20 protein-coding genes are annotated in these 19,905 nt (G+C 65.0%); 9 read left to right on the plus strand and 11 right to left on the minus strand.

What is annotated here, in order from left to right:
- The first annotated feature begins 114 nt into the window (after positions 1–114).
- Positions 115–2,142: an alpha/beta hydrolase family protein gene (locus M2343_RS03035; RefSeq protein ID WP_264575555.1), complete on the plus strand. Its 2,028-nt coding sequence runs from the start codon at positions 115–117 to the stop codon at positions 2,140–2,142.
- Positions 2,143–2,258: 116 nt separating this feature from the next.
- Here the strand turns inward: M2343_RS03035 and rpsD are convergent, their stop codons facing one another.
- The 7 genes from rpsD to rpiB form a co-directional block, all read right to left on the minus strand.
- Complete coding sequence (rpsD, locus tag M2343_RS03040; protein ID WP_181560017.1) at positions 2,259–2,873, minus strand: 30S ribosomal protein S4; 615 nt, start codon at positions 2,871–2,873, stop codon at positions 2,259–2,261.
- Between the two features lie 164 nt (positions 2,874–3,037).
- Complete coding sequence (locus M2343_RS03045; RefSeq protein ID WP_264575556.1) at positions 3,038–4,216, minus strand: acyltransferase family protein; 1,179 nt, start codon at positions 4,214–4,216, stop codon at positions 3,038–3,040.
- 152 nt (positions 4,217–4,368) lie between these two features.
- Positions 4,369–5,520, minus strand: a complete 1,152-nt coding sequence (locus M2343_RS03050) for a TrmJ/YjtD family RNA methyltransferase (protein WP_264575557.1) — start codon at positions 5,518–5,520, stop codon at positions 4,369–4,371.
- Positions 5,521–5,596: 76 nt separating this feature from the next.
- Positions 5,597–6,058: a transcriptional regulator NrdR gene (gene nrdR / locus M2343_RS03055; protein WP_181560014.1), complete on the minus strand. Its 462-nt coding sequence runs from the start codon at positions 6,056–6,058 to the stop codon at positions 5,597–5,599.
- Complete coding sequence (locus tag M2343_RS03060; protein ID WP_264570690.1) at positions 6,059–6,265, minus strand: hypothetical protein; 207 nt, start codon at positions 6,263–6,265, stop codon at positions 6,059–6,061.
- A 16-nt stretch (positions 6,266–6,281) separates the two neighbouring features.
- A complete protein-coding gene (gene glyA, locus M2343_RS03065) occupies positions 6,282–7,601 on the minus strand; it encodes a serine hydroxymethyltransferase (protein WP_264575558.1) in 1,320 nt (439 codons plus the stop codon).
- 53 nt (positions 7,602–7,654) lie between these two features.
- Positions 7,655–8,107 (minus strand): ribose 5-phosphate isomerase B, encoded by a 453-nt coding sequence (gene rpiB / locus M2343_RS03070; protein WP_264575559.1) that lies wholly within the window; start codon positions 8,105–8,107, stop codon positions 7,655–7,657.
- 124 nt (positions 8,108–8,231) lie between these two features.
- On the opposite strand from rpiB, the gene M2343_RS03075 reads away from it, so the two are divergent.
- Positions 8,232–8,435: a hypothetical protein gene (locus M2343_RS03075; protein ID WP_181560011.1), complete on the plus strand. Its 204-nt coding sequence runs from the start codon at positions 8,232–8,234 to the stop codon at positions 8,433–8,435.
- 9 nt (positions 8,436–8,444) lie between these two features.
- Here M2343_RS03075 and M2343_RS03080 read toward each other — a convergent pair whose 3' ends face one another.
- The 3 genes from M2343_RS03080 to M2343_RS03090 are packed head-to-tail and all read right to left on the minus strand — an operon-like array spanning position 8,445 to position 9,765.
- Entirely contained in the window at positions 8,445–8,915 is a 471-nt protein-coding gene (locus M2343_RS03080) for a PIN domain-containing protein (RefSeq protein ID WP_264575560.1), read from the minus strand.
- Complete coding sequence (locus M2343_RS03085; RefSeq protein WP_264575561.1) at positions 8,912–9,142, minus strand: type II toxin-antitoxin system Phd/YefM family antitoxin; 231 nt, start codon at positions 9,140–9,142, stop codon at positions 8,912–8,914. Before M2343_RS03085 ends, M2343_RS03080 begins: the two co-directional genes overlap by 4 nt.
- A gap of 59 nt (positions 9,143–9,201) precedes the next feature.
- Positions 9,202–9,765 (minus strand): helix-turn-helix domain-containing protein, encoded by a 564-nt coding sequence (locus M2343_RS03090; RefSeq protein ID WP_181560009.1) that lies wholly within the window; start codon positions 9,763–9,765, stop codon positions 9,202–9,204.
- Between the two features lie 97 nt (positions 9,766–9,862).
- Here M2343_RS03090 and M2343_RS03095 point away from each other — a divergent pair, with 97 nt between their 5' ends.
- The 4 genes from M2343_RS03095 to purQ all read left to right on the plus strand — a co-directional run bounded on the left by M2343_RS03095 (position 9,863) and on the right by purQ (position 12,376).
- Positions 9,863–10,333, plus strand: a complete 471-nt coding sequence (locus M2343_RS03095) for a DUF6456 domain-containing protein (RefSeq protein WP_181560008.1) — start codon at positions 9,863–9,865, stop codon at positions 10,331–10,333.
- A 284-nt stretch (positions 10,334–10,617) separates the two neighbouring features.
- Entirely contained in the window at positions 10,618–11,391 is a 774-nt protein-coding gene (locus M2343_RS03100; RefSeq protein WP_264575562.1) for a nucleotidyltransferase domain-containing protein, read from the plus strand.
- Between the two features lie 51 nt (positions 11,392–11,442).
- Entirely contained in the window at positions 11,443–11,676 is a 234-nt protein-coding gene (gene purS, locus M2343_RS03105) for a phosphoribosylformylglycinamidine synthase subunit PurS (protein ID WP_264570683.1), read from the plus strand.
- Positions 11,677–11,701: 25 nt separating this feature from the next.
- Positions 11,702–12,376 (plus strand): phosphoribosylformylglycinamidine synthase subunit PurQ, encoded by a 675-nt coding sequence (gene purQ, locus M2343_RS03110; protein ID WP_181560005.1) that lies wholly within the window; start codon positions 11,702–11,704, stop codon positions 12,374–12,376.
- A 190-nt stretch (positions 12,377–12,566) separates the two neighbouring features.
- Here purQ and M2343_RS03115 read toward each other — a convergent pair whose 3' ends face one another.
- The gene (locus M2343_RS03115) at positions 12,567–15,374 is read right to left on the minus strand and encodes a DUF3857 domain-containing protein (RefSeq protein WP_264575563.1); all 2,808 of its coding nucleotides are present in this window, start codon (positions 15,372–15,374) and stop codon (positions 12,567–12,569) included.
- Positions 15,375–15,799: 425 nt separating this feature from the next.
- Between M2343_RS03115 and M2343_RS03120 the strand changes: the two genes are divergently transcribed.
- The 3 genes from M2343_RS03120 to M2343_RS03130 all read left to right on the plus strand — a co-directional run bounded on the left by M2343_RS03120 (position 15,800) and on the right by M2343_RS03130 (position 19,870).
- Positions 15,800–16,750: a mechanosensitive ion channel family protein gene (locus M2343_RS03120; protein WP_181560003.1), complete on the plus strand. Its 951-nt coding sequence runs from the start codon at positions 15,800–15,802 to the stop codon at positions 16,748–16,750.
- Between the two features lie 34 nt (positions 16,751–16,784).
- Complete coding sequence (locus M2343_RS03125; RefSeq protein ID WP_181560002.1) at positions 16,785–17,084, plus strand: hypothetical protein; 300 nt, start codon at positions 16,785–16,787, stop codon at positions 17,082–17,084.
- Between the two features lie 371 nt (positions 17,085–17,455).
- A complete protein-coding gene (locus tag M2343_RS03130) occupies positions 17,456–19,870 on the plus strand; it encodes a TonB-dependent receptor (RefSeq protein ID WP_264575564.1) in 2,415 nt (804 codons plus the stop codon).
- The last annotated feature ends 35 nt before the right edge of the window (positions 19,871–19,905 follow it).

The raw sequence follows: 19,905 nt of genomic DNA on the forward strand, positions 1-19,905 counted from the left end.
AGGTGATAGTCGCTCATGTCAGGGTCTGCTTGCGTGTTCAACATGAAGCCGCTTAATCAGAGGCATGGCTGTGCCGTCATGCTTTGGTGGGGCCATTTACGAGGGGGGATTTCTATGATTTCGACCGGCGTCGTCGCGCGGGTTATGGGCGCGAGCTTGTTTAGTATCGCGGTCGGCGCGGGGGCGGCCGGCGCGGCGGCGGGTGCCCCGTCGAGCGTCGAGCAGGCGGCCGCGACCTTTGGAGCGCGCCCGAGCGTGCAGCACGCCAGTCTCTCCCCCGACGGCGCTTTGCTTGCAACCATTGAGCCCATTGGTGCACGCGGCACGCAGGTCCGCATTCTCGATCTCACTCGGGACGACTCCCATCCTGTCGGCATCCTGCAGGCATCGGGATCACCCGAACGGCTGAGCTGGTGCCGTTGGAGCGGAACCCGCCGTCTCCTTTGCAGTATTTATGGGGTGTTCCCACTCAACGATGGCCAGCTCAGCTACGCCAGCCGGCTGATTGCAATCGATGCAGATGGCAAGCGGATGCAGTCACTTCGATTGCCGGGTACCAAGGGGAATGCGCTGGGCTACCGGCTGTTCGGCGGTTCTGTGCTGGATTGGAACCCCGGGCAGGACGGCCATGTGCTTCTGCTCCGCGAGTTTGTGCCGGAATCCACAACCGGCACGCGGCTAGCGCAGGTTGCCGATGGCCTTGGCGTGGATCAGGTCGACACGATTTCCATGCGGACGGTGTCTGCGATCGAGCGGCCACGCCCAGCCAATACCGAGTTCATCAGCGACGGCCAAGGCCACATTCGCATTCGTGGCATAGATCCCAACAGAACCTCGGAGGGCTATGCGTCCGGCATCACACGCTACCAGTACAGCGGTGCAGACGGTAGCAACTGGCGGTTCCTGGGTGATTTCGATTCAAGGACGGGCGAGGGGTTCAATCCCTATTATGTCGATCCTGCCCTGAACCTTGCTTACGGCTTGCGAAAGCTGGACGGGCGCTATGCCGCCTATTCGGTGTCGCTTGACGGCCAAGCGTCCGAGAAGCTGCTGCTGGCCCGCCCGGATGTCGACGTCGAGGGGTTCGTGACGATCGGACGCAATTCACGCGTCATCGGCATTTCCTACACCACCGATAAGACGGAGGTTGAATATATCGACCCCGAGCTCAAGCGGTTGAGCAAGGCGCTCTCGCGCGGCTTGCCAAACTTGCCTCTCATCCATTTTCAGGATTCCAGTCAGGATGAGTGCAAGCTGCTGCTTTGGGCTGGGAGCGATGTCGACCCCGGCCGCTATTATCTTTTGGACCGTGAGACGCGCGGCCTGACGGAGTTGGCCTTTAGCCGCGCGGGAATGCAGAACCTGTCGCTCGCGACCGTCCGGCACATCACGTTCGATGCCGCGGATGGCACCAAGATTCCCGCCTATCTGACCCTGCCGCCGGGGAGCGACGGAAAAGGGCTTCCCGCCATCGTGATGCCGCATGGCGGCCCGAGCGCACGGGATAGCTGGGGGTTTGACTGGATGGTGCAGTTCTGGGCCAATCAGGGCTACGCTGTGCTGCAGCCGAACTTCCGGGGCTCGTCCGGCTATGGCGATACGTGGTTCCAGACCAATGGGTTCAAGAGCTGGAACGTGGCCATCGGCGACGTTGTCGATGCCGGGCGTTGGCTGATCCGCGAAGGGATTGCCGACCCGCGCAAGCTCGTCGTCTCTGGCTGGTCTTACGGCGGCTATGCCGCGCTTCAGTCGGCTGCTGTGGAACCGGATTTGTTCCGCGCCGTGATTGCCATCGCCCCTGTGACCGATCTCGAAAGGCTGAAGGGCGAGTGGTCCGGCTGGAGCAACTATTATCTGCAGAAGGACTTCATCGGCTCCGGCCCTTATATCGAGCAGGGTTCGCCTGCCCGGCAGGCGGGGCGCATCAAGGCACCGGTCCTCATGTTCCACGGCACGTTCGATCGCAACGTGAACGTCGGCCAGTCACGGTTGATGGCTGATCGGCTGCGGCAGGCGGGGAAGGACGGGACGCTGGTCGTCTACGAGCAGCTGGACCATTATCTGGATGACAGCGAAGCGCGGAAAGACATGTTGGTCCAGTCCGCCAACTTCCTGCAGAAAGCGCTGAACGCCGCGCCTTGAGCGCGGCGTTTGGCCTAGGACCAGAGCCTGCGTCGCAGAGCAGGCGCGCGATCATGAAAAAAAGGCGGCCCGTTGTCGGGCCGCCCTTTCTGAAATCTGCCTGAGAGGCCGATCGATCAGCGCGAGTAGAACTCGACGACCAGGTTCGGCTCCATCTTCACCGGATAGGGCACCTCGTCCAGCGTGGGGACGCGGGTGTAGGTGATCTTGGTGGCGCCATCGGGGGCGAGATAGTCGGGGATGTCGCGCTCGGGCAGGCTCTGAGCTTCGAGAACGAGCGCCATTTCCTGCGCCTTCTTGCCAAGCGTGATCTCGTCGCCCGGCTTCACCAGACGCGAGGCGATGTTGCACTTCACGCCGTTCACATAAATGTGGCCGTGCGAGACGATCTGGCGGGCCGAGAAGATCGTCGGCGCGAACTTGGCGCGGTAGACAACCGCGTCCAGACGACGCTCGAGCAGACCGATGAGGTTCTGGCTGGTGTCGCCCTTCATGCGGCTGGCTTCGATGTAGCTCTTCTTGAACTGCTTCTCGGTCACGTCGCCATAATAGCCCTTGAGCTTCTGCTTGGCGCGCAGCTGGATGCCGTAGTCGGACATCTTGCCCTTGCGGCGCTGGCCGTGCTGACCGGGGCCATATTCACGCTTGTTGACCGGGCTCTTGGGGCGACCCCAGATGTTCTCGCCCATGCGACGGTCGAGCTTGTACTTGGCGCTTGTGCGCTTCGTCATGATGACTTTCCTTCAATTGCGAACAACGTCTGCCGCGCCCTGAAAGGGTTTGGCGTCGATCCCGGTCTTTCGCCTGACACTCATTTTCAGAGGCAGGGCCGCCGCTGCACCGGGGTGCGGGGCCGATTGCGAAGGCGCGCCTATGGCGGGCGAGGGGCGGAAAGTCAAGGTGCCGTCGCGGTGGCGGTCTTTCGCGCGGGGGGTGTGGTCAGGCGCGGAAGCTCCGGCCCCACGCCGTCATACAGCAGGCGCAGGGTAGGGGAGGCCTGGACGATGCGCCAGCAGCCCCAACTGAGCGCCATTGTGAGCGCGGTGATCACGCCCGCCTTTACCACCACCGGCATGGGGATGTGCTGGCCGACGACCACGAGACCGGCCGTAATCGGCAGATGGACAAGATAAATCACGAAGGCCCCGCTCACCAGCGCCTGCACTGCCGGGCTTGGCCTGTCGGCCAGCCGCTTCATGGCGGCAATGAGGGCCTGGGTCATGGTGATCGCCGCAATGGTGCCGATGAACCGCTCGGTCATCGGATGCACGTCTCGTCCGATCTGGAGGTAGAGCAGGGTGGCGGCGAGGGCGATCAGCGCAAGCAACGCGGAAGGCTTGTGCAGTGCTGCGCGGAACTGCGGGGCGCGGCAGACCAGCCAGCCAAGCGCGAACCACGGCGCGAACTGGATCAACTGGTCGATCCGCAGGATTTGCTGGGGCAGGTTGGTGGCAAAACCCCAGGCATAGAAGAGCTCGATCGCCCCGGCCTGCCAAGCGCCGATCACGACGCCGAGGCCGATCACGGCCGCTGCCATATGCCGGCCAAGCCAGTCATCGATACGGGCGGGAAGCATAGCCTGCGCCGCGCGCGGCGCGAGATGGCAGAGCAGAGCGGCCGCGCCGCACAGATAAAGCAGCACGATGATGAACCACAAATGCCGCACCCAATATCCGCCGGATTGCAGGCTGTTCTTCTCCAGCGAGCCCAAGGCGCCCCAGAGGCTGAAATTGGAGAGTTCGCAGAACAGGTTAAGCAGCGGATTGAGGGTGAGTAGCGCCGCGATGAAGGGCAGGCCGAGGCGGATCAGGCGATTCTTCATCCACGCACCGGGCGCGCGGCGCATCAGCAGAAGTGCAGCGAAATAGCCAGCAATGACAAAGAAAGCGGGCATTCTGAACAGATGGATGATGCCGGCGATCCAAGTGAAAACCAGATCGCCTTCGCCCGCATTTACGATCCACACGTCATTGGCGCGGTAGGCCATGGCGACATGATAGGGAATGCCGAGCAGCATGAGCAGGGCGCGCATGGCGTCCCAATGATGTTCACGACCCGAAACGTCTGTTCTCATTCTTCTTCCTGACGCGCACCAGCCTTGAACAAGAAAGCGCTCGGGCACCAGAGCGGTGGCACGGCTGGCCGCGATGGCAGGGAGGTTCGTCGGTTTTGACGCGCAAGATGGGCCTCAATGGGCCTGTCGCGCGGTGTCAGCGTCGCTGATTGTCAGCGCGGGCGCGGATTGGCGAGCGCGGAAAGAACGCCGCGCAGCGTCCGCACCTCCAGGCTGTTCCAGCCGGGCTTGGTGAGCACGCCGCGCAGGGTGCGCCGTGTCGCCGGGGCGCGATCTGGCGGGTAGAAATAGCCGGCTTGCTCCAGCATGCCATCGAGCTGGGCGATCATGCCCTCCAGCTCTTCCTGCGGGGCGGGGGGCAGCAGGTCGGTGTGGGTGGGCTGGCTGAGCGCCGCCTGCTTGGACCACTCATAAGCGCACAGGATGACGGCCTGCGCGAGGTTGAGCGAGCCGAACTCCGGGTTGATCGGCACCGTGAGGATAGCCCGGGCAAGCGCCACATCGTCGGTTTCCAGCCCGGAACGCTCCGGGCCGAAGACGATGGCACTGCGCCCCTGCGCAAGGTGGATATCCCGCGCGGCTTCTTCCGGCGTCACGACAGGCTTGGTCACGCCGCGCTTGCGCACGGTGGTGGCATAGACATGCGGACAGTCCGCCACGGCATCGGCCAGCGTCTCGAAAACCCGCGCGTTGGCCAGAACCTCGTCCGCGCCCGCCGCTGCGGGGCCTGCCGCCGGATTGGGCCAGCCATCGCGCGGGGTAACCAGCCGCATCTCCGTCAGCCCGAAATTGAGCATCGCCCGCGCCGCCTTGCCGATGTTCTCACCGAGTTGAGGGCGGACGAGGACGATGACGGGGCGTGGGGTGTCATGCCCTTGTACTTGCTCACTTTCCTCCGTTCGCCCTGGGCGAAGTCGAAGGGCCGAGCTGAGCGCAGGCGAGGCAGGAGCGCTGACGGAAGGAAATGCGGCTGTTTCTTCCCCGTTCGTCCTGAGTTGCTGCTGAGCCTGTCGAAGCGGCGTATCGAAGGACTTGCGCGCCGCTTCCTTGAGGGCCGCAAAATCTCCCGCGATCAGCGCTTCCTTCTTCTTGCGCGACCAGCCCTTGATTTGAAGCTCCGCACGCAATGCTTCCTCGCGAGTTCCGAACGATTCCGACCACGAAAGAGCGACCGGCAAGCGCGTTGCTGTGTAGCCGGGAATTGATCCAGACTCATGCTGGGCAATGCGCAGGTCCAGATTGTCCGTATGGCCGGCGTAATAGCTGCCATCGGCGCACTTCAGCAGATAGGTGTAGAAGCTCATGGCAAGGCCCTTCGATACGCCACTTCGACGGGCTCGTGACTACTCAGGGCGAACGTGAGTGGGGCAGGTCTCAGCCTCACTCCCGGCCAACCTCACGGATCGACCCCGCAAAGGACTCAAAATCCTTCGCCTCGGTAAAATCACGATAGACGCTGGCGAAGCGGATATAGGCGACGCTGTCCAGGCCCTTGAGGCCTTCCATCGCAAGTTCGCCGATGCGGGCGGCGGGCACTTCCGTCTCGCCGCTGGTTTCCAGCTGGCGCTGGATGCCGGAGACCAGCCGCTCGATGCGCACCGTGTCGATCGCCCGCTTGCGGCAGGCGATTTCGATGGAGCGCGCGAGCTTGTCCCGGTCGAAGGGTTCGCTGGTGCCGTTCGATTTCGCGACGGCGATGTCGCGCAGTTGGATGCGCTCGAACGTGGTGAAGCGCGCGCCGCAGCCTTCGCACTGGCGGCGGCGGCGGATGGCGGCGCCGTCCTCGGTGGGGCGGCTGTCCTTCACCTGGCTGTCTTCATGGGCGCAATAAGGGCAGCGCATCTAGCGGCGAATCCTCTGCCAGAAAGCGATACCGGCGCCGGCCACAAGGCCCAGCGGCAGCGAGACCACCGGAAGGACCAGCCCGGCCACGGCGCCAATGGCCGCACCGGTCAGCACTGGCTTGGTGGAGGGATGGGCAAGCCCCTGCTTGGCCATGCCGGTGGCTTCCGCCTTGGCGCGCTGGGCGAGATCGTCGGGCTTGCTCATCGGTCGCGGTCCTTGCTCAGTAGATCGGGAAGGCGACGGTGAGGGCCTTCACCTTCTCACGCACATGCGCCTCGATCTGGCCATCGCCTTCATCGCCATTGCGACGCAGCCCCTCGACCACTTCGGCGATCCAGCCGCCGATCTGGCGGAACTCGGCCTCGCGGAACCCGCGCGTCGTGCCCGCCGGGGTGCCGAGGCGCAGGCCGGAGGTGACGAACGGGCTCGCCGTGTCGAACGGCACGCTGTTCTTGTTGCAGGTGATGTAGGCGCGATCCAGCGCCTTCTCGGCCGCCTTGCCGGTCGTGTTGCGCGAGCGCAGGTCGATCAGCATCAGGTGATTATCTGTGCCGCCCGATACCACCGCCACGCCAGCGTCGGCGAGACTGGCCGCCAGCGCCTTGGCGTTGGCGACGATCTGGTGGGCATAAGCCTTGAACTCGGGCTGCAGCGCCTCGGCGAAGGCGACGGCCTTGGCGGCGATTACATGCACCAGCGGGCCACCCTGCAGACCGGGGAAGACGGCCGAGTTGAACTTCTTGGCCAGCGCCTCGTCATTGGTGAGAATGATGCCCGAGCGGGGGCCACGCAGCGACTTGTGCGTGGTCGTCGTCACGACATGGGCGTGCGGGAAGGGCGAGGGATGCGCGCCGCCTGCGACGAGGCCGGAGAAGTGCGACATGTCGACCAACAGATAGGCGCCCACTTCATCGGCAATCGCGCGGAAAGCCGCGAAGTCCCACACGCGCGGATAGGCGGTCGCGCCCGCGATGATGAGCTTGGGCTTGTGCTCGCGCGCCTTGGCGATCACCTCGTCCATGTCGAGCAGCTGGTCTTCCTTGCGCACGCCGTAGGACACGCAGTTGAACCACTTGCCGGACATATTGACCGGCGACCCGTGGGTGAGGTGGCCACCCGCCGAGAGATCGAGGCCCATGAAGGTGTCGCCCGGCTGCAGCAGCGCGAGGAACACTGCCTGGTTCATCTGGCTGCCGCTATTGGGCTGCACGTTGGCGAAGTCGCAACCGAAGAGCTTCTTGGCGCGCTCGATGGCGAGGTTCTCCACCACGTCGGCCCACTCGCAGCCGCCATAATAACGCTTGCCGGGATAGCCCTCGGCATATTTGTTGGTGAACACGCTGCCGGTCGCTTCCAGCACCGCCTTGCTGACGATGTTCTCGGAGGCGATCAGCTCGATCTTGTCCTGCTGGCGCTTGAGCTCGCCCTGAATGGCGGCGAAAACCTCCGGATCGGCGTCCGCAAGGCCGGTCGAGAAAAAGCCCTGAGCGCGGACGGCGGGCTGGTTGTCGAGATCGGCAGCGGCTGGCGAGGCAGTCATGAGCGGATGTTCCTTGTTATCAGACGTCTGTGTTCAACGGATCGGGCGCGGCATCACGCCGTCGTTGCGAGCGCTGGCGGATTGCCGAGCTTACCGACGCGACGGGCGTGGCGATCGCCGCCGAAATCGGTGGTGAGGAAAGCGGTGAGGCAGGCCTTGGCCATTTCCGGGCCGATCAGGCGGGCGCCCATCGCGATCACATTCGCATCATTATGCTCGCGCGAAAGCTGGGCGGAGAGCGGCTCGCTCACCAGCGCGCAGCGGCAGGCCGGATCGCGATTGACGGCAATGGAAATGCCGATGCCCGAGCCGCACAGCGCCACGCCGCGCTCGGCGCGACCGGCCGCGATCTCTGCGGCCAGCTTGTAGCCATAATCGGGATAGTCGACGCTCTCGCCCGCGGCCGGGCCAAGGTCGTTCACATCATGACCCTGCTCGCGCAACCACTCGGCCAGCGCGGCCTTGAGGTCGGTTGCGGCATGGTCGGAAGCGATGGCGATACGCATGGCAGAAGGTCCCCGGCCCAACTCTGAATCTGAACGAGTCGGCTTCGCGCCGCTATCTAGTATCCGCGGGCCCAGAATGCCACCGTGGATTGCGTGGCCGCGCGGCTGGCGCTATCGGGCGGCCATGAGCGGGACCATTCTCTCCATCCTCATGCTCGCCGGCATCGCGCTGGGCGTGGGCGGCATCTACATGATCGGCTGGCGGCACGATGCCAAGCGCGGCTGGCTGATGATCGTCGCGGCGATGGTAATGTTCATGAATGTGACGATCTGGACCATCCCGGTGGCGGAGCCGGGCGCGGCGGGCGTGGCGAACGCCGCGGAGTAAGCCGCAGCCTTAACCGGTCGCGGTTTTCAGCAGGGCCTTGAGCTTCGGGTGCCATGTGGGTGCCAGCGGGTTGATGACAGTCAGGCCGCGCGTGACGAAGCCATGTTGCATATCCTCGGACAGGAGCAGGCTGCAGCCCGCTTCCGCCGCTGCCGTGACAATCAGGGCATCCCAGAACTGCAGTTTGTGATCGACCACGAGATCGGCCGCCGCCAGAGCAGTGCGCGCCTCGGAAGCCGAGCTGCCGAATGCGCTCGCGAATTCAAGTAGGATGGCCCGGGCCTCGTCGGCACTGGCGCCGGCGCGGCGCAGGACGACGAACAGTTCGCCGAGGGTCTGTGCCGGTGCGATGAGGCTTGCCACCTCGGCAAGCTGCGCCACCAATGCGCGGATCTTTGCGATCTTGGGGTCATCCTCCGGGGCGCGGCTCACCCCTGCGAGATAGGCGAGGATGTTACTGTCGAGCGCAATGCGGCTCATTCGTAGAGATCGTCACGCGACCATGCCCCGGCGTGGCGGACCGGTAGATCGGCCACAAATGCGAGCAAATTGCGGACCGACTGTGCTTCCTGATGCCGATCGATGGGGAGGACACGGGCAACGGGTCGTCCGCGCGACATCACAGTAAAGCTCTCGCCCTCCGAAACTTCGCGAAGAAGTTCCGAGAAATGCTGGTTAGCCTCGCTGGCGCTGATCGCTTTGTCCATCCGACAAAATTAGTGGATAACACTAATTTTGGCAAGGCGCTTAGCGGGAACGAAACACCTCACAAATCCCTGATCAGCCGCACCGGCAAGCCGATCCAGGCGGGGTCGTTCACCACTTGCTGGCGCATGCCGATGCCGAGCGGGAGGAGGTGGAGCATGGCGCCGTCGCGGCCGATGAGGCGGCCAAAGAGGAAGCGGCCGGCGGGGCGGGGCACCAGCACGTCGCGGTTGAGCGCGTCGGCGAACCGCTCCGGCGGCAGGGGTTCGCACCACAATTCGTCTCCGGCGCGGTAATCGCCAAGCGCGGCGGTCATGCGGATGCCAAGCGCGCCTTTGGGCACGGCGGGCGGCACCAGCGTGAGCGGGCGGCTGGGCGCGCCGGCGCCGTCTGGGCCGACCAGCGCGGCGACGGGAACTTTCTCGCTGGCGGGCAGATCGACCAGATCGCTGGCCTGCACATCCAGCGCGGCGGCGATACGGTTGAGCCATTTCACCGATACGGTTCGCGTGCCTGTTTCGAGGCGACCGATGGTCTGGGCCGTGGTTGGGGGTTCGCAGCGGGCCGCCACTCCCTCCAGCGTGAGGCCCCGCGCCTTGCGGACTTCCCTGATCCTCGTAATCATCGGCTCACCTGATTTGTTAACCTCATCGGTTCGCTATGTCCTACATTTGTCGCCACATGGCAATGGTCTTTGCGACTCGAAACGGGAGACGCAGGGCATGGCTGAACGGCGCGGTAAGACAGTGGAACGAGTGATCGAAGGACCCGATGGGCGGCGCGAGCGCGTGATGGTCAACATGGCAGAATCGCCGACGAGCTGGCTCCATGCCCGTGGGATGCTGAGCCAGCGGCAGTTCGATGCCGCCGAGGCGCTGCGCCGCGATTGGGAACAGGCCGGCATGGGTGCGCGCGTGACGATGAACTGGGATCTGGCGGCTGTACCCGTTCGCGCCGGGCGGGGCGGGGCGCCCGGCCAAGCGCCGACGCTCGCCGGAATGAGCGCGCGCGATCGGCTGAATGGCGCGCTGGCGGCGGCTGGCCCCGGTCTGGTGGATATCCTGTGGCGGGTCGTCTGCGCGTGCGAAAGCCTCGTCGCCGCCGAACGCGCGCTCGGCTGGCCGGCGCGGGCGGGCAAGCTGGTGCTGGGCTTCGCGCTGGATCGGGTGGGGGATTTTTATCGGATTCGGTAGTCCAGCCGCCGCTTCACGATTTTGGTATAGCGGCCTCATCCTCGTCATTCCCGCGAACGCGGGAATCCAGCTTCGACGTCGCCTTAACGCGCCGGCACGGACCTGGATTCCCGCATTCGCGGGAATGACGGAGGAAGGAGAAGGGCGCGTTCCTTCGGTGGGGGCCTAAGTTGTCCGCGCCCGAGCGCTTCCGATCCGCCCCAGCCCGCCACCACCTCAAACCCGATCCGCTCTGGCTCAGGCGCATTTTCTTCCGCGCGCGGGGCTGATAAGGCGCCGCCATCATGATGACCGATCCCGCGCGCGCGCTGGCCATTGCCAAGTCCATTTTCCTCGAACGCTTTCCCGGAGCCGATTACGCCTTTGTGGCCGGTTCCATCATGCGCGGTGAAGGGCGCGCCTGGTCGGATATCGATCTGGTGGTGGTCTATCGCGCGCTGCCGCTGGCGCATCGGGAATCGGAGACGGTCGACGGCGTGCCGGTCGAAATGTTCGTGCACGATCCCTCCACGCTCGCCTGGTTCATGGAGCAGGATATTGCCAAGGGGCGCCCCTCCTTGCTCTCTATGGTGGCCGAGGGCGAAGTGATCGGGCGGCGGATCGCGCTAGGCAAGGTGCTGCAGGCAAAGGTCGCGGCGCGGCTCGCGGCGGGGCCGAGGCCGCTGAGTGCCGAGGCGCTCGAAGACCTCCGTTACCAGATCACGGACGCCCTGGACGATCTGCGCGGCGAGCGCAGCCGCTCCGAGAAGCTGGCCATCGGCGCGCGACTCCACCCGCTGCTAGCGGAACTGAGCCTGCGCACCCGCGACTGCTGGAATGGCGCCGGCAAATGGCTGCCCCGCCAGCTGGAGGCTGCGCAACCCGGCCTCTCGAGCCGCTACGAGACCGCCTTTGCTGATCTGTTCGGCGCCGGGCGAGCTGACGCTGTGCTGCAGCTGGGCGAGGCGGAGCTGGCCCGCGTCGGCGGGCGCTGCTTCGACCGTTTTCGGCGCGATGCCCTGGCTGCGCAACGCATCGACGCGCGCTCACCCCTTGCGGCGACGAAAGACCGGGTCTAGGGCCGGCGCATCCGATCACCATCACCGATCAACATGACAAGGACAGTCCCGATGAAAGCCCGCGTGTTCGTCACCTTGAAATCCGGCGTGCTCGATCCGCAGGGCAAGGCGATCCAGCACGCGCTGGAAGGGCTGGGCTTTGGCGGCGTCAATGATGTCCGCGCCGGCAAGCTCATCGAGCTCGATCTGGCCGACGGCACCAGCGAGGACGAGATCGACGCCATGTGCCGCAAGCTGCTCGCCAATACGGTGATCGAGAATTACCGCATCGAGGCGATCGGCTGAGCCGGCGACAGGAAGGACGTTTCCGATGAAAAGCGCTGTCATCGTCTTCCCGGGCTCCAATTGCGACCGCGATCTTGCCGTGGCCTTCGAGGCCGTGAGCGGCGCCAAGCCCGAGATGGTCTGGCATCGCGAGACGGAACTGCCGGAGGGTCTGGACCTTATCGGCGTGCCCGGCGGCTTTTCCTACGGAGACTATCTGCGCTCCGGCGCCATGGCGGCGCGCTCGCCGATCATGCAGGCCGTCGCTCAGGCGGCATCGCGTGGCACCTATGTGCTCGGCATCTGCAACGGTTTTCAGGTGCTGACCGAAGCGGGGCTGCTGCCGGGCGCGCTGATGCGCAATGCCGGTATTCACTTCGTTTGTCGCAGCGTGGCGCTGACCGTGGAGAACAGCCAGAGCGCATTCACCAGCGGCTATGAGGCCGGCCAGACGATCAACATCCCCGTCGCGCATCATGACGGCAATTATTTTGCCGATGCGCAGACGCTGGATCGGCTGGAAGGAGAGGGCCGCGTTGCGTTCCGCTATGCTGAGGCCGTCAATGGATCGGCGCGGAACATCGCGGGGATTCTCAATGAGGGCGGCAACGTGCTGGGCATGATGCCGCACCCCGAACGCGCGATCGAGAAGACCCATGGCAGCACCGATGGGCGCCGGATGTTCGAGGGACTGACCGAAGGCCTGCTCGCGCGCGCTTGAGAGTTTGCGGGCGCCGGTTGGGACATCCGTCGGTCGCGACCTCCTCCCTCGTCACCCCGGACCTGATCCGGGGTCCCGCTGCTTCAATGCAGCCGAAGGTTCAAGCATCCCACCAAGAAAGCTGGACCCCGGATCAAGTCCGGGGTGACAAAGGTGGGATAGGCTGGTGCTCGATGCTCGCTTCCTTGCCTTACGGGGCAATGCCGAAGCGCGCATAGTCCGCGTCGATGCGGGGCTTGATGCGGCGGGCGATGGCGAGATCGGCCTGGCCCTCCGCGCCGCGGTCCATGCGGGCGAGGACGACGCCGCGCATGAAGCGGCTTTCCGCGAGATTGGGGACGGCATTCAGCACGGCATTGAGATCGCGGAGCGCATCCTCATAGCGGCCGAGGCGATAGGAGACGACCGCACGGCTATCCAAAATGCCATAGGGACTGTTGCTCAACTCCAGTGCCGATGTGCAATCCTTCGCGGCTGTTTCGATCTCGACCTGCCGCGTCCCCTTGATCCAGCAGCGCATGTTGAGCAGTGACGGCGTGCCCGGCCGGTCTTCCAGCAGCGTGTCGACAAGCGCAAGCGCCGTGGCCGGGTCGCCATAAGTGCCGATGATGTCGGCCTTGCCCTCCTGGAACGTTCGGCGGGATTCGCCGCCCAGCGCAATGCGTTGATCCAGCAGTGCGACGGCCCCATCCAGATCGCCGCTTTCGGCGCGCAGGTTGGCGACCCTGAACACCGCACCCACGGATGCGGGGTCGAGTGCGCGGCCCGCTTCGGCATCCGCCAGCGCTGCCTTGAGGTCGCCCATTTCCTTGTGGATCTGGCTGCGCATCAGATAGAGGTCGATGTCTGGCTCGATCGTGATGGCCTTGCCGAGATCGGCAAGGGCGCCCTTGCGATCGTTGATCGCGCGGAGGAATGTCGCCCGATCGCGATAGGGCGCGGCCTTGTCGGCATTGGCGGCAATGGCCTTGGCGTAGACGGCTTGCGCGGCGGCGATCTGGGTCGCGCCGGTAGGGTCCTTGCCGGTGATGTCCCACGAGCGCAGGGCATTGGCCGGCGCGATCAGGCGCGGCGCCTGCGATTGCGCGGTGGCGAGACGGTCCTTCTCGGCACCGATCTCGCTGGCTGGGATCTCGATGCCGGTGGAATCGACATTTTCATCGATGGTGAGCACGCCTTTCTCAAGGCTGAGCGCGCGCTTGAAATCATAGCCGGCAATGCGGGCGGCCAGCGCAGGCTCGCCCTCAACGCGGAAGCCCGCGCCCTGCTGGGGCAGGCGGATGGTCGTGCGAACATGGCGGCCCTCGGGCGCCGGCGTCGCGACCGGGATGGCGGACCAGGCCGCACGTGCGCGATCCGGCGCGAAGCTGATCGACGAGATGCTTTTGTCGACCGCGCGGCGCATGGTCTTGTCCGTCCACGCCCACTCAGAATCGGTGACGCCCCGCGCCTTGATCGTCACGATCCCGGCCTGATCGTCTCCGGTGAGGCTGATGTCCGCAAACTGGGAGTCGCCGACCACGCTGGAGAGGAACTCGCCAAGCACCTCCTGCTGCTTCTCGCTGTCCAGCTGGGTGCGCACGACGTTGAGCTGCATGGCGGCGAGGCCGCGCAACACCAGCGAGAGATCGAACACGCTCGGCAGATCGATGCTGGCGGTCTCATCCATGGTCATCGTCAGGTCGAAGGCGGGGCGGCCGGCCTTGCGCGGCTCGATCAGCAGGAGATCGGCGCCTTCCGGGCGTAGCGGCAGCACATAGCGGAAGGGCGGCGTATCGTGGATATCCTCGATCCGCGAGCCGATGCCGGTGCCGTCCAGCCACAGGGATTCGCCATCGATCTGCGCGCGCACGAGAATGTGGTTGAAGGCAGCCGGGCTGGCGAGGCGCTTCACGACGGCGTCGCCGAGCTGGGCATGGGCGAGCACGGGCTCTGCCGTGATACCCATTTCGCGCAGCATGGCGAGCAGCATCAGTGTCTTGGCCTTGCAGTCGCCATAGCGTAGCGCCCAGCTCTGTTCCGGCGTTTGCGGGACATAATTGCCGCCATCCATGGAGACCGCCAGATAGCGGATCTGGTCCTGAACGAGCCGCAGGGCGCGCTGGGCGCGGCCGAGCGGCGTACGCTCGGCAGCCATGATCGCCTGAACCTCCTGCAGCAGGGCGCTGCCGGGCTTGAGCAGGCCCTGCGTCGCGAACAGCGGGGACATTGTCCTGGAGACGTCGGCCCAGTCCTTGAATGTGGAGACCTCCAGCAGTGGCAGCGGCTGAAAACGGATGGGCGCATCGGAGGGAATCTCCGTCTGGCGCGGGCCGGGCAGAGCAAAGCTCAGCTCGGTGAAGCGCGCCCCGCGCACCGGCTTGGCCTCGATGCCGGTGATGCCGACCTTCCATTTGACCGGGCTGTCATTGTCCCACAGGGTCCGGAGGCGACCCTGACCGAGCGTGACCGGCGCGGTGATCAACGGCGTCAGCGCCTGGACATGGCCGGCAAGCGCGGCGTCCTTGCCGGTGGTGGAGGCGCGCAGGCGCAGGATGTCGCCCACGCGCAGGCCTTCGACGGCCATGGTCGCGGTCAGCAGCCCGGTGAGTTCGCGCCGCTCCAGCGCCTGCTCGCGCCGGATGACCGTGAACGTGCGCCCGCCGGCCAGCAGATCGATGCTTTGACCATCGCGCACGATTGCCAGCTCGTGGATGATGAGATCGCCCTTGTCCGGCAGCCAGGGCAGGGTGAGGTTGGCGAGCTGGTTGAGCTGTTCGGCCGAGGTGATGCGCTGCGCGGTGTCCGAGTAGGTCCACAGGCTGCCGTCTGCGATGCGCTGCTGGCGGTCGAAGATGAGGATGGCGGGGCCGCTCGCGGCAAGCGCGGACGGCGCGGGAAGCTGTGCGGCGATGACCCAGTCCGGTGAGGGCTGATATAACGGCGTCTCTCCCGCGCGCGCCACCGCAGAGAGGGCGAGGCCACAGAGCAGGGCTGAAGCAAAAATACGCCGTTTCAATCGTCTCTCCTCATCGCGCAGGCCATGAGGCGTTAGCTGATCGCGACGAATGGCTCAATCGACCCTATCGATGCTGCGCATTATTCTTCGGGCTGGCTCGGCGATCCTTCCCGCTGGAGGCGGCGGGCAGTGCGCTCATGCAATATAGCGGCCTCGCGCAGGCGGCGGGCGACGTCTGCATCGCCACAGTTGTCGGCCTTCAAGCGCGCCACCCGGGCGAGTTGCTGATAGTAAATGGCATCACGCCGGGTTTCCATGTCCTGCGGAATAGCACGACATGGCTCCGCGCGAAGCCGTTTTGCGACAGCTTGTCTTGCAACGGGACAAGTGAGGCACTTGCTGAGGGCCGGAACTTTTCGACTAAGCCACCGATTTGACATCCCGATAGCCGGCCCTCACGGTGCGGTCACTCCACAGGAGGCCATGTGGCTTTAAACGGCGCCGATGCACTGCTGACCCAACCCATCGCCTATATCGGGGCGTCCGGGCTCACCATCGGCGCGATCATCTCGGCCATCGTCGTCTTCTCGACGGCGCTGCTGGCGGTGTGGCTGCTCAAGAAGTTCGTGCGCCGCGCGCAGCAGACCATGGGGGAGGAGCGCTCCCACGCCATTCATATCGGCGGGCAGATTGCGCGCTATGTCATCGTCGCGTTCGGGCTTGCAGCGGCGGTGTCGGCGCTGGGAGTGGATCTGTCCGCGCTCTCCCTGTTCGCCGGTGCGCTGGGTGTCGGCATCGGCTTGGGGCTACGCGATATCGTGCGCAACTTCGTGGGCGGGCTGGTGCTACTGTTCGACCGGAGCATCGAAGTGGGCGATTTCGTCGAACTGGAAGACGGCACCATGGGCGAGGTACGCTCCATTGGCCCGCGCGCCACGGCGGTGCTGACCAATGACGATGTCGACATGCTCGTGCCCAATGCCAATCTCATCGACGGCAAGGTGACCAACTGGACGCGCAACCGCATGACCCGCCGCGTCCATATCCCGTTTCGCACGGCCCTTAACGCGGACAAGGAGAAGGTGCGCGACGCCGTGATCGAGGCGGCCAAGGCCGTGCCGCTGACTTTGCCCGATGCCGGGCGCAAGCGCACGCAGGTCTGGCTCGTCGGCTATGGCGAGAACGCGCTCAAGTTCGAGCTGGTCGTCTGGCCCACCCTGTCCGCCGTCAAACGACCGGGGCGCACGCTGGCGACCTATTGCTGGGCGATCGACGATGCCCTGCGCCAGAATGCCATCGAAATCCCGCTGCCGCAGCAGGAAATCCGGGTGCGCGGCCTGTTCGGCCAGGAGGGCGAGGCTGGACTGGACGCCTTGCGGCCGGGGCAGGGCGCGGCAACCGATGGGGCAGGGGCGCGTTCTTCCTCCGAAGGCTGAGGGGTTGGTCCCCAGCATTATAGGAGGCCTATCCATGACGCAGAGTCAGAAAACCCCGCCGTTGGACTTCAACGATCCCGACAAGGACAATGCCGAGCAGGATGAGAGCGGCACGCAGGCGCAGGATGTCGCCGCCGATGCGCAGGCCAATCCCTATCGCGGCGAGCCCGAAACCGAGCATGGCGGCAAGCCGAATCCCGCTCAGGTGATGCCCATCGATGCGCCGGACCTGGTGGACACGATGAACCAGATGGATCGCAGCGGCCTCATCGACATGGGCGCCTATGAAGGCGAGGAGAATATGGACGACGAGGACGGCTCCATCCCGGAATAGCGCCGACACCGTTTCCCTCTCTTGAGGATCGTCGCGGACGATTCGCCCGATCATCAAGCGCCCGAGCCGGCCACCGCCGGCTCGGGCGCTTCCCGTTTCCGTAGCGTCCGGACTGCGCATGGCTGCTCTTCATGCCAGCATGGCGCCCCTCCTTCGCGAGCACAGATGCGCATTTGCAACGCGTGTCGACAAGGCGCGGGGCGGTTTGACGTGGGTCAAAGCGAGCCGTGGCGCAAAGGTTACACCTGTGTCTCGAATGAATGATATGGCTGCCCTTTGGGGCAGTCGGGTCTTGCATTCAGTGAGTGCGGGCGCATTGAACATGCATGCCCATCCCGCAGGGCCAGCATAACAGAAACGGAAGAGAGAGAATGAAACGGATTTCCCTGTCCATCCAAGCGTCCATCCCCGCGCTGCTCCTGGCCTCGACGAGCGCCCTCGCCCAAACCCCGCAGGCCGCCCAGACAGCGACCGCCGCCGATGACGGCATGGAGATCATCGTCACCGCCCAGAAGCGCGAGCAATCGCTGCAAGATGTGGGCGCCGCCGTCAGTGCCTTGGGCGCCGACCGGATCGCCAGCGCTGGCGTCAACAGCATCTCTGACCTGCAGACGATCGTGCCGTCGGTGAACTTCGGCAGCGATTTCAATCAGGCGAAGATCTTCATTCGCGGTGTGGGTGCCAACACCTCGACCACGGGCAGCTCCACCGGCGTGGCCTTCCACGTCGACGGTGCTTACGTGGCCCGCGCCGAGGCCCAGCTCACCTCGCTCTTCGATCTGGAGCGTATCGAGGTGCTGCGCGGCCCGCAAGGCACGCTTTATGGCCGCAACGCGGTGGGTGGGTCGATCAACGTCATCACCGCCCGCCCGACGGACATCTTCTCGGGCTATGGCCGCATCGGCTATGGCAGCTACAATGCGTTGACGACCGAAGCCGCGATCAGCGGCCCGATCACCGAGGGCATTCGCGCCCGTCTGGCGATCAAGACCGAAAACCGCGACGGCTATGGCGTCAACCCGGTGTCCGGCAAGGATGTTGACGATCTCAACCGCCGCATGGGCCGCGCCTCGCTCGAGTTCGACCTTGGCCGTGAGGCGACGCTGCTAGTCTCTGGCGAATATTTCCGCCAGAGCGATGCTTCCGGCGCGATCCATTATCTGCGCGCATCCTTCCCCGGCGTGGCCCGTCTCGCGCCGCTCGGCGTAGGCGGCTATGCGACCAACCCGCGTGATCTCGCGACGGAATCCAGCCCGGGCACTGAGACCGAGACCTATGCCTTCACCGGCACGCTCAATGTGCCGCTCAACGATGCGCTGACGGTCACCAACATCGCCAACTACCGCTCCTTCAAGAGTTCGCTGTTCCAGGACCTCGACCTTTCGGCGGTGATCGACAGCCTGCCGACCAACGGTCAGGCGACCACGGTGCAGGAGCGCCGGATCGACAGCAAGCAGTGGAGCAACGAGTTGCGCCTCGGCCTGCAGTCCGAATGGGTGAACGGCACCATCGGCGTGTTCTTCTTCCATGAACGCCAGCGGCCGATCGACAATGTGGGCCTCGCGAACCGGACCGGCATGGCGCAGAATATCGGCGTGCTGCAGGCTGCCGGCATCGATCTGAACGAGGCCTATGGCCTGTGCGGTTACTCGCCCAACGGCGTGACCGGCGGCAGCAACATCATCGCGCCCAAGCGCGTCTGCACGCGCTCGAACCTGCTGACCGAGGCCTTCTCGATCTTCGGCCAGTATGAGATCGGGCTTGGCATGTTCAGCGAGGCGCTCTCGGGCCTCAGCGTGAAGCTCGGCGGCCGCTGGAGCAGTGAGCATGTGGAGTCGGAGAACCCCTCCATCATCATCACCCGCAACGGCGTGGGGCCGGTGCTCCGCTACACCGCCGCGGGCACGCATGTGGAGAAGACCTTCCGCGACTTCACGCCGGAAGCCGGGCTGGTCTGGAAGGCCAATCAGGACATCCTGCTCTATTACACCTATTCGGAAGGCTTCAAGGCCGGCTCGGGTGAGAATGCCGCAGGCAGCACCACCATCGTGAACCCCGAGAAGATGTTCAACCATGAGGCGGGCATCAAGGCGAGCTTCGGCCGCATGTTGACCGTGAACCTCGCTGGCTATGCTTACACGCTGAACGGCCTGCAACTGAACAAGACGATCGCCGGTGGACCGACGGGCTACACCACGATCTTCCAGAACGCGGCCAAGACACGCGCAAAGGGCATCGAGCTCGACGCAATGCTGCGCCCGATGCCCGGCCTGCGGCTGAGTGGTGCGCTATCCTACACGGATGCGCATTTCGTCGATTATCTGACGCTCGATCCGCTCAACCCGGCCAACATCGCCGGTGGCACGCCGTATAACGCCGTGACCAACCCCGATCCGACGGCCTTTGGCGCCCCGAGCGGCGGCAACATCCAGCTCGCCGGCAACGACACGCGGAACAGCCCGCGCTGGTCGTGGAACCTGCACGGCGAATATGATGTGATCGCGCCCATCGGCACCTTCACGCCGAGCGTGGACGTCTCCTATAAGAGCCGCACTTACTTCAGCGAGTATATGCGCGAGATCGAGAGCAGCGCGGCCTACACCATGGTCGATGCCTCGCTGGCCTACGAGACCAACGACGGCCGCATCCGCGCGCAGCTCTGGGCCAAGAACCTGTTCGACGTGTTCCGCCCGAGCAGCACCTTCGCTCTGGCGACAGGCCGCCTTCTCGGCGTGACCTGGCTCCCGCCGCGCACCTATGGTCTGACGGTCGGCTACAAGTTCTAAGGGGTCACGCGGCGGCTAACCCCGCCGCGTGACCG

It is taken from the genome of Sphingobium sp. B8D3B (assembly GCF_025961875.1).
Classification (GTDB): Bacteria; Pseudomonadota; Alphaproteobacteria; order Sphingomonadales; family Sphingomonadaceae; genus Sphingobium.

Excerpts from the sequence above, each read along its gene's own strand:
- M2343_RS03035 (WP_264575555.1), top strand. The coding sequence starts at position 115 with ATGATTTCGACCGGCGTCGTCGCGCGGGTTATGGGCGCGAGCTTGTTT.
- rpsD (WP_181560017.1), bottom strand. The coding sequence starts at position 2,873 with ATGACGAAGCGCACAAGCGCCAAGTACAAGCTCGACCGTCGCATGGGC.
- M2343_RS03045 (WP_264575556.1), bottom strand. The coding sequence starts at position 4,216 with ATGAGAACAGACGTTTCGGGTCGTGAACATCATTGGGACGCCATGCGC.
- M2343_RS03050 (WP_264575557.1), bottom strand. The coding sequence starts at position 5,520 with ATGAGCTTCTACACCTATCTGCTGAAGTGCGCCGATGGCAGCTATTAC.
- nrdR (WP_181560014.1), bottom strand. The coding sequence starts at position 6,058 with ATGCGCTGCCCTTATTGCGCCCATGAAGACAGCCAGGTGAAGGACAGC.
- M2343_RS03060 (WP_264570690.1), bottom strand. The coding sequence starts at position 6,265 with ATGAGCAAGCCCGACGATCTCGCCCAGCGCGCCAAGGCGGAAGCCACC.
- glyA (WP_264575558.1), bottom strand. The coding sequence starts at position 7,601 with ATGACTGCCTCGCCAGCCGCTGCCGATCTCGACAACCAGCCCGCCGTC.
- rpiB (WP_264575559.1), bottom strand. The coding sequence starts at position 8,107 with ATGCGTATCGCCATCGCTTCCGACCATGCCGCAACCGACCTCAAGGCC.
- M2343_RS03075 (WP_181560011.1), top strand. The coding sequence starts at position 8,232 with ATGAGCGGGACCATTCTCTCCATCCTCATGCTCGCCGGCATCGCGCTG.
- M2343_RS03080 (WP_264575560.1), bottom strand. The coding sequence starts at position 8,915 with ATGAGCCGCATTGCGCTCGACAGTAACATCCTCGCCTATCTCGCAGGG.
- M2343_RS03085 (WP_264575561.1), bottom strand. The coding sequence starts at position 9,142 with ATGGACAAAGCGATCAGCGCCAGCGAGGCTAACCAGCATTTCTCGGAA.
- M2343_RS03090 (WP_181560009.1), bottom strand. The coding sequence starts at position 9,765 with ATGATTACGAGGATCAGGGAAGTCCGCAAGGCGCGGGGCCTCACGCTG.
- M2343_RS03095 (WP_181560008.1), top strand. The coding sequence starts at position 9,863 with ATGGCTGAACGGCGCGGTAAGACAGTGGAACGAGTGATCGAAGGACCC.
- M2343_RS03100 (WP_264575562.1), top strand. The coding sequence starts at position 10,618 with ATGATGACCGATCCCGCGCGCGCGCTGGCCATTGCCAAGTCCATTTTC.
- purS (WP_264570683.1), top strand. The coding sequence starts at position 11,443 with ATGAAAGCCCGCGTGTTCGTCACCTTGAAATCCGGCGTGCTCGATCCG.
- purQ (WP_181560005.1), top strand. The coding sequence starts at position 11,702 with ATGAAAAGCGCTGTCATCGTCTTCCCGGGCTCCAATTGCGACCGCGAT.
- M2343_RS03125 (WP_181560002.1), top strand. The coding sequence starts at position 16,785 with ATGACGCAGAGTCAGAAAACCCCGCCGTTGGACTTCAACGATCCCGAC.
- M2343_RS03130 (WP_264575564.1), top strand. The coding sequence starts at position 17,456 with ATGAAACGGATTTCCCTGTCCATCCAAGCGTCCATCCCCGCGCTGCTC.